Origin of the sequence: Paenibacillus amylolyticus (assembly GCF_001570725.1) — a bacterium.
In the GTDB taxonomy this organism is placed as follows: Bacteria; Bacillota; Bacilli; order Paenibacillales; family Paenibacillaceae; genus Paenibacillus; species Paenibacillus amylolyticus_A.
Genome location: NZ_BCNV01000003.1, coordinates 163,289 through 177,076, shown reverse-complemented (window position 1 = coordinate 177,076; position 13,788 = coordinate 163,289). Strand labels below are relative to the sequence as shown.

At 46.3% G+C, this 13,788-nt stretch carries 10 protein-coding genes; 5 read left to right on the top strand and 5 right to left on the bottom strand.

Going from position 1 to position 13,788, the window contains the following annotated elements; genetic code table 11:
- Positions 1 to 50: 50 nt before the first annotated feature.
- Together PAHA3_RS18965 and PAHA3_RS18960 are read right to left on the bottom strand one after the other, a co-directional pair.
- Positions 51 to 2,429: a GH36-type glycosyl hydrolase domain-containing protein gene (locus PAHA3_RS18965; RefSeq protein ID WP_062836307.1), complete on the bottom strand. Its 2,379-nt coding sequence runs from the start codon at positions 2,427 to 2,429 to the stop codon at positions 51 to 53.
- Positions 2,430 to 2,558: 129 nt separating this feature from the next.
- Positions 2,559 to 2,978: an ester cyclase gene (locus tag PAHA3_RS18960; protein ID WP_062836306.1), complete on the bottom strand. Its 420-nt coding sequence runs from the start codon at positions 2,976 to 2,978 to the stop codon at positions 2,559 to 2,561.
- Positions 2,979 to 3,281: 303 nt separating this feature from the next.
- On the opposite strand from PAHA3_RS18960, the gene PAHA3_RS18955 reads away from it, so the two are divergent.
- Positions 3,282 to 5,789 carry a transglutaminase domain-containing protein gene (locus PAHA3_RS18955; protein WP_062836305.1) on the top strand — a complete coding sequence of 836 codons (2,508 nt, stop codon included), beginning with the start codon at positions 3,282 to 3,284 and terminating at the stop codon, positions 5,787 to 5,789.
- 130 nt (positions 5,790 to 5,919) lie between these two features.
- Here PAHA3_RS18955 and PAHA3_RS18950 read toward each other — a convergent pair whose 3' ends face one another.
- On the bottom strand, positions 5,920 to 6,822 hold the full coding sequence (locus PAHA3_RS18950; protein ID WP_062836304.1) for an SDR family oxidoreductase: 903 nt from the start codon (positions 6,820 to 6,822) through the stop codon (positions 5,920 to 5,922).
- Positions 6,823 to 7,012: 190 nt separating this feature from the next.
- On the opposite strand from PAHA3_RS18950, the gene PAHA3_RS18945 reads away from it, so the two are divergent.
- Complete coding sequence (locus PAHA3_RS18945) at positions 7,013 to 7,996, top strand: MerR family transcriptional regulator (RefSeq protein WP_062836303.1); 984 nt, start codon at positions 7,013 to 7,015, stop codon at positions 7,994 to 7,996.
- 26 nt (positions 7,997 to 8,022) lie between these two features.
- Here PAHA3_RS18945 and PAHA3_RS18940 read toward each other — a convergent pair whose 3' ends face one another.
- Together PAHA3_RS18940 and PAHA3_RS18930 are read right to left on the bottom strand one after the other, a co-directional pair.
- Positions 8,023 to 9,486 (bottom strand): alpha/beta hydrolase family protein, encoded by a 1,464-nt coding sequence (locus PAHA3_RS18940; protein WP_062836302.1) that lies wholly within the window; start codon positions 9,484 to 9,486, stop codon positions 8,023 to 8,025.
- A 418-nt stretch (positions 9,487 to 9,904) separates the two neighbouring features.
- Positions 9,905 to 11,284, bottom strand: a complete 1,380-nt coding sequence (locus PAHA3_RS18930; RefSeq protein ID WP_062836338.1) for an amino acid permease — start codon at positions 11,282 to 11,284, stop codon at positions 9,905 to 9,907.
- A gap of 316 nt (positions 11,285 to 11,600) precedes the next feature.
- On the opposite strand from PAHA3_RS18930, the gene PAHA3_RS31230 reads away from it, so the two are divergent.
- The 3 genes from PAHA3_RS31230 to PAHA3_RS18915 all read left to right on the top strand — a co-directional run bounded on the left by PAHA3_RS31230 (position 11,601) and on the right by PAHA3_RS18915 (position 13,765).
- A complete protein-coding gene (locus PAHA3_RS31230; RefSeq protein WP_371327940.1) occupies positions 11,601 to 11,852 on the top strand; it encodes a DUF6713 family protein in 252 nt (83 codons plus the stop codon).
- 283 nt (positions 11,853 to 12,135) lie between these two features.
- Positions 12,136 to 12,531 (top strand): hypothetical protein, encoded by a 396-nt coding sequence (locus PAHA3_RS18920; RefSeq protein ID WP_062836300.1) that lies wholly within the window; start codon positions 12,136 to 12,138, stop codon positions 12,529 to 12,531.
- 241 nt (positions 12,532 to 12,772) lie between these two features.
- Entirely contained in the window at positions 12,773 to 13,765 is a 993-nt protein-coding gene (locus PAHA3_RS18915) for a DUF4003 family protein (RefSeq protein WP_062836299.1), read from the top strand.
- Positions 13,766 to 13,788: the final 23 nt, after the last annotated feature.

Here is a 13,788-nt window from a genome sequence, read left to right as displayed (position 1 = left end):
GTGATCGTCCAAAACGCTTCACACCGTTCAGCAGTACTCCGTACTCTTTTCTACAAAGGTAGCTTCACCAGCACCTCATATTTCACGCCGGCTTGTATGTTCTTGATAATGTCGCCTTCAATCCGTTGGTCGTCAACATGTACCTCAATTGTCTGGACAGATGCATCCTTCTTCATGTTTACATGCAGCTCAGCCCCGCGGAACAAACGTGTAACCGATGCCTCGTTCCAATCTTCTGGTAACTGCGGACGTACTTGAAGTCCTTGTGCATGACCTTGCAGTCCAAACAATCCGTCGATCAGGCAGCGATACACCCAAGGCACCGTGCCGGTGTTGAACAGGTGACTGGAGCGCCCGGCTGTACGTGGGAATTGATGATAAGCTCCGCGATAATAATTCGGGATAAATACGGGTAGCTGACCCCGCTGGAGAATATCCTCGGCATCGGGGCCAGGAATCATTTTACGCAGCAAACGATACGCCTTCTCCTTCTGTCCCACCAGATACAACGCATAAATATAGAACGCCGCCGCGTGATTGTACACGGCTCCGTTCTCTGCACTTCCCGGATGTTTCTGCGTGACACGACCTACATCCTCTCGCATGGCGGTGAAAGACGGCGCGAGTTTCTCGACACCATATGGCGTTTCCAATTGTTCTTCTACCGCACGGATTAACTTCTCCTGTTTCTCCTGATCCGCAGCACCGCTCATAAGTGCCCAGCTCTGAGGATTGATATAGATGCGTCCTTCCACGTCTTTGCTTACACCAAACACTACGTTATCATCCGTAATTCCGCGGGCATACCAGTCCCCATCCCACAGATACTCATTTGCTACCGCATTGGTCTGATTGGCTTCCAGACGGAATTCCTCCGCAACCTCGGCATGCCCCGCCTGTTCACCAATTTCTGCCCACACATTAAATGCATATGCCGTCGCAATGGTCAGCCAGCCGGATACGCCTTTGCCTTTGTATCCCACCATGTTCATCGGATCACACCAGTCACCCTGATTGATATAGTTCAACCCACGCGCATCACGCTCATGGATCAACCAGCGCATTGCAAGATTCATATGCTCCAGTACGGAAACCTTCTGTTCACTGTCTGTAAAAGCAACCTGTTCCTCCAAAATGCTATAGTCATTCGTTTCATCCAAATAGGTCTTCATACAGACCGGAAGCCAGATACAATGATCGGTATGAGGAACCTGGTTAATATATTTCAGTTCTGCGTCCGGGTGCAAAATAATGCCGTCTGGCATCGCGCCGCTTATATGCTGTTGAGACAAAGCAGTCAAGAACGCAGCTCGTGCAATCTGCGGCTGAATGTAACTCATGCCCATGTTGTCCTGCAAATAATTCCGCGTCTGCGGATCGGTTGTCAGACGGTTGGTTTTGCCATGATAGTACATCTGGCGAGGTAGCCAGTGATTCACGACATTATCTAGCCAGCTGTCCGGTGTCTCAATCTGGATGTTCCCTTGCCCTTCCGCAATATAACCAGCATACTCCTGCTCGGCTGCGGTGAACCCATCCTGTCCTTCTTTATTCTGCTTCACAAAATAATGCTGACGAATACCCTCAATCTCTGTCTCATCATGAGCCGGGCCAAAGATAAATCGATACGCCTGCTCCGCTCCCGCTTCCAATTCGACTCTGTATTGCAATACAGCCACCGGTGTCTCATAGCGTGCATCTCCACCTGCGAGCGTCTCCGACTGAAGGGCGGAAGGATTATGAAGTCCGCCTTCGCCCTCAAAGCTCTCATGATTCACTTCCCAGGCGGCCGGTTGGTGATCTGCAAGCAGATAGGTTTTGTCCCTGTAATTTTTGATTTTGCTATAATCCTGATATTTCTGATACGGCGTAATCGCCGAACAGACAATGCCCTGCAAATCTTCCACATATGAACCGGATTGGTTCATCCATGACATATAACCGACCGTATAATACGGGTAGATACTCAGCTTGCGTTTTCTCGAAGACAGATTGGTTACCTTCACACGCCATAGCTCCATGACATCTTCCTTCGGCAGACGCAGGGACATCTCGATGCAAATGTCGTCTTGGACGACTTTCCAGTGAATATCGTGTTTACCGACAGCGAACGTATAGCTATCCGCCTGCTTGCGAACGGGTTCATACGGGGCGGAGAAGATTTCGCCACTTATTTCATCTTTAATGTACACAAACCGTCCCGGATGGTGGGCATAGTACGGCTGCTCCGGTTGCATAAACGTCTTGGCTTCCAGGTTGGGCGCATACGAGTATTTAGCAGGTTCGGGCTGCATGAATTGGGCCACCGCGTACCCCCGGCAATTCACATGAATCATCATCTTTTCATTCCAAAGGAATCCGGATGCCTTCGGTAAGCTTGTCGGCCTTGTCAGTTCAACATATTGATTATCTTCCGTTGCTTTAATCATCACTGAACCTCACTTTCAGATAATAGAGTCAAAAGACAGAAAACGTTTTAGGTAACTTGTATACAACTTTGTTCATTATAACACGGTAACGCTTACAAAGAACTGAAAACTAAAAAAGAGCTGCGAAACTCAGCTCCGATTACGTTCCAATTGTTTCTCGATGCCCAACCTGTCGATCTGTATCCAATACGCTGCAATTCGTTCGTTTTCCACTCGGTATACCGCACTGGCAATTTCAATCACTGGGATGTTGGTTGGGCTGTATCCGTCCACTTCGCCAACATGGGTACCTGTTTGTCTCCAGCGCACATAAACTTTGTCGCCTTGCGTCAGCAACTCCAGAACTTCGAGTGAAAACTCCCCGTAAGCTTCGATCATCTCTCGCACATGATCCGCATAATCGGAAGGTGTACGGGTCACCGTGACCTCTTCTTCAGATATCACTTGATGGGCCAGTACCTGTTCCGCCATCACGATGCTTGCATAATCAGGATTCCGACCTGATCGGACTTCTTCAAAAAAGGTTCTGACAATCTGTTCCGCTGTCATACGGCACCCCATTCTATTCAAATTATTCTGTTATATATTTAAATATGTAGTAACTCTTGTATTTTAACATGGTCCCCTCGCTACGGAATTACAACTGTTCTATTGTTCTACAGGACTTAAACCCTATCCTCTTACCTTGACAATGCGTCAATATGACCATAAACTAGCAAAGGATATTAGGGAATTAATAGGAGGTTTAGCCGTTAAGAGGTTCGAGTATGGGTTTTAACCATATTTGATAATCTTTCGGTGTATAGAACGTAGCTATTAGAGCAACTCAGAAAAACAAGAAAGCGGTGTATCATGAAACGTCTATTTTTCATTATGTTTGCGCTCACCCTGTTACTGGCTGGATGCCAGAGTAATGAGCAGGAAAGCAGTCCGTCCGAGAATAATCCTACAGAAATTGTGGAAGGTTCTACCATTTTAAGTTTGAAGCAGAAATACGGCTCTGAATCGGAACAAGCGATCATGCCGATGTACAATGTAGCTCAGGATGAAGAATTTACGTTCAAGTTTAAAGCAGATTTAGGAAAATCTAATTGGTCCCTGAGAGATACCATATCCGTACATACCGATATTAAAGCACTCAAAGCAAGTGAAGTACCTTTATTATCAGATATTCATGACAATAGTATTTCTATTAGACCTCTTGGATGGGGCGTTTTAAGTTCAGATTCCATGATGAACAGGGGCCAAAGTTCTTGGGGTGGTGCCCCCATTTATTACATTCGTCTGAATTATGATCCTGACGCAGAGAACATGACGTTGCTCGATGAACCCATCATTATTCCGTTTACAGTGAAATCGGAGTTACCTGTACCCAACCTAAGATACGAGATTGATAAAGACAGACGGTTAAAGTTAGTCTGGGACAAGGTTGAGGGTGCAACCGAATATAAAATTTATGAACGTTCTGACCTAACCAATTTTGATACAAATGCACCTTTAACCGGCGCGGAGGATGCATTCAGCAATAGTCTGCCTTTAGATATTGCGGTAACGACAGAGACGTCTTTCAATGATTTTATGAAAGACGGAAAAGGCGGGCTCGGCACTTATAAGGAACTGATAACTTCTCATCAGAACCATGGTTTACGAGGAGAATATTACGTCACTGCAATCGGTGGAGGCAAAGAATCCAATTTTAGCAGAGGTGTCCCTACAGCTCCGCTTGCTTCCCAGTTGCCAACATCTCTGAAAGAACAATTATATAGGGAGAAATTAAAGAATATAGATGTACTTCCTCAGAAAGCAACAGTTGAGTACAATGACGGCTCTCTAGCTCGTGAAACCATTGTCTATGATACCCAAAGCGTAGAGATTTCAGAGTTCAATGAAACGAATATTCCTTTTCATATTAAAGGAACAGCTCTGAAAAGTTACGTACGTGTAGAAAATGTGACTCAAGCAGAATTAGATAAACTTGCTCAGCAAACCGTAGCCGATTCCAGCAACGGACTGGTGGAACCGAAGAATGACACACCTTACGTCCCTGCACCTGACGTGCCAACGATCATCAACAATCATGATGCACCTGAGTCTGCAACGGAAACAGAAGCACCGGCTTCCGAAACTTCAACTACAGAGTCCACAACCGATACTGGAACGTCAGAAGATGCAACTGATCCGGTATCTACTGAGGCTTCTAATGATACTTCTGAGAGTGCTTCCGAGGAAACTTCTAATGAAGCCCCTGCTCCAGCTCCTGAAGCTGAAGAAGACAACTTGGTAGATGAGCAGAAGTCCAATACACAGCAAAATGTAGAACAAGGTAATCAGGAAACCGTGCCTCAGCCTGCTACAGGCGATGCAATGATCAATGCGGATTCCGCATTGGAAGAAGTTTTAGCCAAAAACATGATTGCGGCACAAGATAAAATTTCGTTGAAAGCTTTCCCCGAAGCTCAAAATTTCACGACACTCTCGGATGTTGTCCTGAAAGTGATGTACCAGAATCCATTGATTCTTGGTGTGGAAGGTTTCGAATACAACTATGGTACGCTTACCCTTTCCATCTATTACAATGAATCGGCTAGTGGTATCCAGAAGAAGCAAGATGAGATTATTGCCAAAGCAAACGAAGTTGTAGCTTCCATTATCAAGGATGGCATGAACGAAGACGAGAAACGAAAAGCCATCTACGATTATCTGAACGATAACGCGAAGTATGACGATGCAGCGCTGGAGAATGCGGAGCAGAACAACTTCAAAAATGTCGATCCGCAGTTCAATGACTCGTTTACCACATACGGTATTCTGGTCAAAGGTGTTGGGGTATGTGCCAGTTATGCCTCCGTCTACAAATTGCTCTCCGATCTCTCGGGACTGGAAAGCATCGTTGTAACGGGAGCTTCAAGCGGCGTTCCGCATGCATGGAACAAGGTCAAAATCGGGAACGAATGGTTCCATGTGGATGCCACCAACAACCTGACGAACTCCGGCATCCCATACTTCCTGTATAATGCCAACGATGAAACTGCTGCAAGTCAGAAAACGATAGCGGATAAGGATTACTGGCTTGATTCCGAGCTCGCGATGTTTAATGGCGAGAGCGATGCCAATGATTATTATGTGCAGAATGATCTCGAAGTCGCATCCCTTAATGAGTACAAAACCAAGGCTGAGAGTGAACTCAAAAAAGGAGAGAACCGGGTCATTCTCCGTTTCGCCTCACCTGTTGACTCTGATGAGCTGATGACAGCTGCCGGCGAAGCCCTCGCTGCAGTGGATGAAGCGCTTCTGAATACAGCACAATTAGCCACGCTCGGCAGTTATGCCATCTTGGACCCGAAACCAGAACAGAAGTAAATTTATAATTATGAACAAATAACATATCAACAAAGAACTCCATTCACCTTCATCGGGAATGGAGTTCTTTGCTTAACTGGCCTATAATCACTGAACTATGGTCGGTCTATAGACCTTTTTTATCCAACGTTTACGGACTAACCGTACCACCATTTGCATTCAATGTCTCGCCGCTCACATAGCTGGATTCCTGGCTTGCCAGGAACACAAATGCCGGAGCCATCTCGGCAGGTTGTCCCGCTCGACCAAGCGGTGTATTGGAGCCAAAATCAGCGAGCTTTTCAATTGGCTGTCCACCCACGACCTGAAGCGGAGTCCATACCGGGCCTGGTGCAACAACGTTGACACGAATCCCTTTGCTACCCACTTGTTGGGCCAACGCTTTGCTGAACGTGTTAATCGATGCCTTCGTTGTCGCATAATCCAGCAGGATTGGCGAAGGTTTGTACGCCTGAATCGATGATGTGTTGATAATGGAGCTACCCGGTTTCATGTGTTTTACCGCTGCTTTGCAGAGCCAGAACATGGAATAGACATTCGTTTTGAACGTCGCATCGAATTGCTCGGTGGTCAGATCTGCAATCTGCTCCACAAACTGCTGCTTACCTGCCACGTTAGCGAGGATATCAATCCCGCCAAGCTCTTTTACCGCAGATTCAATGAGTTCCTCGCAGTATTTCTCATCCTTCAGGTCACCTGGCTTCGTAATCGCTTTGCGCCCAGCTTCCTCAATCAGCTTCACGACTTCCTGTGCATCTGCTTCCTCTTCCGGCAAATAAGCCAGAACGACATCTGCACCTTCACGGGCAAACGCAATCGCTGCCGCACGGCCAATTCCACTGTCGGCCCCGGTCACAACTGCTTTGCGTCCCGTTAAACGTCCGCTTCCCTTATAACTTTTCTCACCCGCATCGGGAACAGGAGTCATCTCACGCTGGAGCCCCGGCTCATCCTGTTGCTGTTTCCACTCCGGTGTAGCCTTCGGATATTGTGTCGTTGGATCTTGCATGGTGTGTTGGTCTTGATTAGCCATGTTCAATTCCTCCTCGGTTATTTACAGTGATCACTACGATCACAGAAGTTATTTTCATAAATGTTGCACTCTTTCCTTTGTAACCGAGATGGGTGAAATTTAAACTAAGCCCGCCCGAATTCCCTGATAGCCGTTTAACATTGAATCTCCACTAGCTGGAGATTATATAATAGAACATGAGGTGATCTCGTTGAATGCAAATAAAGAACCCTATTCCATTGGTGAAGCAGCCAAACTGATCGGCTCCACGGTGAAAACGATTCGTTATTACGATGAGATTGAACTGTTACAGCCCTCCAGTCATACGGAAGGCGGGCATCGACTCTATACAACGCAAGACCTATGGCAACTCGAACTCATTACAACGCTTCGTTATCTGAATTTCAGCATACCGGATATTCGAAAGCTCATGTCCGGTGAACTGGCGGTAGCACAGGCGTTAGATCTACAGATTGAGGCCTTGGAAACTCAGATCGGCACGATGAATTCCATGCTCTCTGTTTTGCAGCAAGCGAGGCAGCATGAAGAAGAAACTTCACTGCATACGGAACAGTCTCTCACCTATATCTCCAGTCTGGTAGAGTCCCTAACGGCCAATGCGAGCAGTCGAAAACAATTCGTTGCTGCCAAGGTGGATGAATCTCATCTGCTGGACAGTATTCCGCAGGATTGGAGAGTGTCGTTTCTACACTTTTTCGATAAATACATGATGAAAGATACGAAACTGACGGCTCAGCAAACACTGGCCTGGAAGGAAATTCAGGAACTGATCAATGATCCGGCCTATTGGGCCGATCTGGCTAGGTTGGAGGTTCCTTTCTTCATTATGGCGAACCAGCCACAAGTCGAAGCAGACGTCTGGGTGAAAAAAATGGAAGCTATTCGCATTCGCACGACCGAAGCTCTCGACAAGCGTTGGGCAATCGATAGCCCTGCTGTGCAAAGCATGGTGTGGGACTTTGTGTTGATGTATGCAAGTGTCGAGCATGTCGAAGCACCTGAAGTATTTTTTGGCAAACAGGCCCGATATATGCTGGACTCCGTGACCGATCGCATTCTACGTTTTAACAAGCTGTGCAAGGTGATGAATCCCGAATGGAGCCAAATTGTAGATGGCATTAACCTGTTGCAGGAGGGCATGCGGTTAAGATTAAAACAAATGGAAGAAGACTGAATCTCAGTCTCCTTCCATTTATACGTTTAGCCTTTTTTCAACGAATAGGACTCATGTTCTCCCACTTCCTTGTCCATATGGAGCGGTTGCCCTTTCAAGTAGTGGTTGAAGAAATCAATCGTCGTATCGTTGACCAACTGTTGCGTCCCCCGTGCATCTACACCCTGCGTCCATTCGAGCAGTGGAGAGATCAGGTAGAGATCGGAGAAACTCAGATGTTTGGTGTTGGTCAGCTCCATCCAGTAGTTCCCTCCTGTGGTTACCGGCTCATACCGAGCGTACACTTCCTCATAATATTTCTCGGCTTCCGGACGGGTCGTACCCATAGCAGCAATCTCCTCGTCACTCATCACACTTGTACCTGCAACGGTTGAGTCTGCACTCATCATCAGGAACGGCTTGCCCACACCTTCCGCAGGGATACGTTTCTCGCCAAACAATACACCATCCATATTCATGCCTGCTTTCACACGTGGATCATCCATTAACATCTGTACTGTCGTTGCTCCGCCAAATGAATGCCCAAACATGCCGATGTTGTCTAGATCCATATGTCCGATAAACCGCCCACTCGGGTCCCCCTCAGCCAACTTTTCTACCTCATCCAGTACAAACTGTGCATCCTTCACCCATGTCTCATTTAACTTGTCCATGTAATTGAATTGCAGTTGCTGGAAGCCTTCTTTCCCTTCAGATTCAAACTGCGCCACACGTCCATCCGGGAATACGGACACCAGACTGCTATACGTGTGATTAATGCCCACAACAATGTAACCTTGACTGACAAGTTGCTCGACCTGGAACGTATTCTGATTTTCATAGCCATGCAGACCATGAGAGAAGAGAACAACCGGATACTTGGCTTCGGCATCAGACAATTGAACTTCCTGTATCGCATGTGTTTTGACCTGACTCAGACTGGAAAATAAAAGCTTTGGCAGTTTCAGCACTTCATTGAAGGCTGTCCCGTAGATCTCCGGCTTATTAACATAAGGGGCTGTTGCTCCCTCTGCTTCTGGATTTGTTGGATACCAGATCTGTACCATCAGCTCCCTTTGGTCACCGGTGGTACTCGTCAGCAGTTCCTCCCGGCTGCTATCTGTCCAGTCGTAGGATACCGTTCCGATTCCATAAGGACCTGCTGGCTTGGCAAACGTAAATACTGGGAACAGCAGCGGCAAACCAATGCTCACAACAACGTATACCAATACCAGCAGAGACGTTGCGATGATTCGAACACGTCCGAGTTTCTGCGCCATAGTCGATGCCTTTGTAAATAACACAACCAGTGGAACCAACGTGAGCAGATACGCTGGAATCATCGGCCAACGAAGTCCTTCGACCACACCATGGATGATCAGCAGCACACCCGATATGGCAAATCCGCCCCATACCATTTTCCGAAAATGTTGACTCTGTCTCCCGACCCCGATTATCCCCACGAACATAAGCAGGTTGAAAATAAGATAAATCCATTCTACTGTCCTCATAAGACGTATGCCCCCTTGTCTGCCGCCGATTTTAAATCGGAATGATATTATTGCGCAGCAGCTATTATATAAATTGAACTGAACATTTACACGAGAACGTAGAGGGCAGAAATAACCTGAAGAAGCGGATGCGTTCGCCTTTATCCCCAGATTTTCACCTTTGTAAAATTGAATCAAAAAATCAGGGGATAACAGCGATCAGAAGGTTGTTCTGTCATCGAAGTGGCAAGTGTAAATAGACTTTAGTGCAATCTTTATAATCCCAATCTTAAAACCTCCAGTTACAGGAGATTCAAGTTTGGATTTTTCTAATAAAAAAATGCACTCCCTGAATGACGCTGAATCACCCGCAGGCTCTTCAATCATTTCAAGGAATGCACGTTTAGTATTACATATCAGTTGATGTTTGAATATTAGACTAGCGATCTTCGCCGCCATCTACCCGTTGTCTTTTTCCGATGCCAAATGCGAAATATCCTGCCACCACGATTGCCATGAACGTAGCTCCAACAATCAGGGGTAAGCGCGTATCCGGGTTAAACGCCATACCGATGATGACGAGGATCAGATACACAATGATAATGTAATTACTGATCGGGAACCATTTGGACTTAAAGTTATGATCGGCCATCTCATTGCCCCAACGCTTTCTAAATCGGAACTGACTGAACGCCAGCGCGAACCATGGGACCATACCCGGAAGAACACTTGCGCTATAGATGTACAGGAAAAGCTTGGAGTCCGGCATCAGGTAGTTCAGCACAACCCCGATCAGCAACAAAGAAATCGTTATAACGATACTGTTGCGGGGAACCCCGCCTCTGGACAGCTTTTTGAAAAAGGCAGGTGCCTGACCATTCTCAGCCAGCGTGTACAACATCCGTCCCGCACTGTAGATCCCGCTGTTACATCCCGACATGGCCGCCGTGAGCACCACAAAGTTGATTATTCCCGCAGCAGCCACAATGCCAACTTTGGCAAAGGTAAGTACAAACGGACTGCCCGTCTCGCCTACCTCGTTCCAAGGATACAGGGTTACGATTACGAATATGGCGCCAACGTAGAAAATAAGAATACGCCACACGATATTTTTGATCGCTTTACGCAAGGTGTATTTCGGATTCTCCGCTTCGCCTGCTGTAATACCGACCATTTCCACCCCCTGATACGCAGCCGTTACGATACACAGCGCGAAGAGGAAACCTTTGATACCTCCAGGGAAGAAGCCACCATGACTGAACAGATTCGACAGACCAATGGCCTGCCCCCCATTCCCCCAGCCGAAGAAAATGAGCCCCGTTCCGATCACGATCATCGCCACAATAGCTGTCACTTTGATCATCGCAAACCAGAATTCGAATTCCCCATAAAACTTCACGGCCGCCAGATTGGCCGCCGCAATGATGAGCACTCCAGCAAGTGCTGGCAGCCACTGCGGAATATCCGGGAACCAATACCCGACATAGATGCCAATCGCCGTAACTTCCGCCATACCAACCGTAACCCACAGGAACCAATAGCTCCAGGCGGTCAGGAATCCGGCAAGCGGACTAATATATTTGTGAGCAAATGTAGCAAACGAACCGGTTACCGGCTCCTGAATCAACATTTCACCCATAATACGCATGACAAAAAAGATAACGATACCGGCCAGTAAATAGGCCAGCAGCACGGATGGTCCTGCCCATTTGATCGTACTCGCCGATCCCATAAACAGACCAACGCCGATTGTACCTCCGAGTGCAATCAGCTCTACATGGCGGGGCTTTAGCCCTCTAGATAGTTGCTTTGACTCCAAACGATTCTCCCCTTTTCTTGTGTACAGCTTCCTGATGTAATCTTTAATTTTCATGTTCACATTAACGCAATGCAGAATTGCTCCACCAAATTGTACGAGATGTGCGGCAGAAATACAACAAGGAATGTGAGGAAACGGATTCACTACACATATAGAAATAGGATAACCGCTTAATAAATATGGCAGTCAGCTCATTCAACAATTCTTGTGGGAACCCCCGAAGGACAACTCACGTATTGTATATTTGGTCGCAATACCGTATGTGACTTGTTCGCTATTGACCTGCTTATACAAAATTGAAAAATGGGAGGTTCACATGCCTGACTTTTTACTAATCTTATTTTTGTTTAACCTATCTCTCTTCCTGCTTCACGAAATGGATGCCATCAGGCGGTCCGAGTGGAAATTATTTATCGTGTTAAAAGATATGGAAGATGATAAAGCCTACAGATATTTCACTTGGATTCATTTACCTATGTACACGGTCATTCTTTCTCTACTTTTTAGCTCGTATCAAACCATTACATTTTGGGTACTGGATATCTTTTTCATCATACATACCGTATAGCACTTCTTTTTCGAAAAGCACCCTCGCAATGAATTTAAAAATGGTTTTTCCAGATCATTGATCTACCCTATGGGAATAATCGCTTTAATTCATTTGATATTGCTAATTATCTAATCTGATCCACTATTTACATCTGTATTTTATTGGTATATAGTATAGCCGTTAGGAATGTTAGCGTTAACATAAACTGAATAAGGAGGGGCTCCAATCCGTTTCGAAAAGGTTTTTGGTTTACATCGAGTTAAACTATAAAAACACTTTATTTTGAGAGGATGGGCATTCTATGAAAAAACGCATTAGCACATTTTTTGCACTTATTCTAGGCATCTCCCTTCTGTTTAGCCTGACGGCTTCCGCTAACCCCTCCATCGTAATCTATGGAGGCACCTATTCCAATGCACTCTCGGCCGGGCAAGGCTACGCCTACATTCTTCCTAACGCCAAAACGACCGGTACCAGCGTGAAAATTACGACAAACGCAGCCAATACCCTTCAACTGCACTATTATTGGAGCTACAATAATACGACACTCGATCTGGGTACAGCCATCGTAAACAACAATACTTACTTCGGGGGTTCAGCATATTACAACCCGGGCACGCTGATCACTGTCGTAGAACGTGTTCCAGGTTCGACAACGGCATACCCTAACGTAGCCTACACGATCTCTTTCAATTAGATCAGTCCTGTATCATCGATCAAAATCAAACCTACGACCGCTGATTGCGGTCTTTTTTTATATTGATACAACTCCTTCTTATCTGTGGAAGTGGCTCCCCTTAAAAAAAGGGTAATGAAGAGCAAACAACCTATTTTTCTTAAATGGAGGTCTGCGTATAAGCGGTAAAGAAAACCGCTCTTTTTGAACATACACTTATATAGTAAACTGTTGAAAATGTCTACATTCGGGAGGTCTACTTATGCAACAACATCATGCAGAACGAGTTGAACTATTCGTTTCCAACACCCAGATCATCAAGAAGTCGTTCAAATGGCAACATGCGATGATGCATCGTCTGGCCGCCCTGCTCTATGCAGCAGAGAATAAAACAGCCGATGGAGAAGCCATTCGTGAAAACCATGAGTTGATCAAGCAAAACACCAAACTCTTCTCTGCATTCAGAGGTAATTCTGCCATTAGCATTGCTACGATGCTCTCCCTTACAACGGATGAGAACACAAAGCTTGCAGATACACTACATGTCTATGACCTGATGAAAGAAATCAAATTCCGCACTTCGGATTATCTGGTTATTGCCGCCTATCAGATCGCTACTCAGGTATCGCCTGACCAGTTTCAACCTACGGTGGAGCGGGCTAAATCATTTTATGACGCCATGAAAGCAGAGCATCGCTTCCTCACTGGACAGGATGACTACATTTTCGCTGCCATGTTAGCCCTCTCCGATCTCGACGTGGAGTCTGGTGTGGCACGCATGGAACAACTTTATGGCGAATTAAAGCCAGAGTTCTCCTCCAGAAACAGTGTGCAGGCGTTAACACAGGTACTGGTTCTTGGAGATGATACCTCGGATGCAAGTGCTCGTGTGATTGCCTTAAATGAAGCTTTTCGCAAAAGGGATCTCCGAATGGATAAAACGTACACATTACCCTCTCTCGGCATCCTTTCCCTACTACCTTCGGAGAGAGACTCATTAGTTGATGAAGTCGCGGAAACAAATGACTGGTTACGGACTCAAAAAGGCTTCGGTGCTTGGTCGATCGATAAACAGGAGTTGCTCCTGTTCTCATCTGCGTTGATCGCCATTCAACATGTGGAGAATCTGCGAAACGGTGTGCTTACGACAGCGATCTCAACCAGTATCACGAATATTATTATCGCCCAGCAGGCGGCCTTGACCGCAGCGGCCGCAGCATCGGCTGCAGCTGCTTCTTCATCTACTCAATCATAGTTGACATCGGCATCCACAAAAAA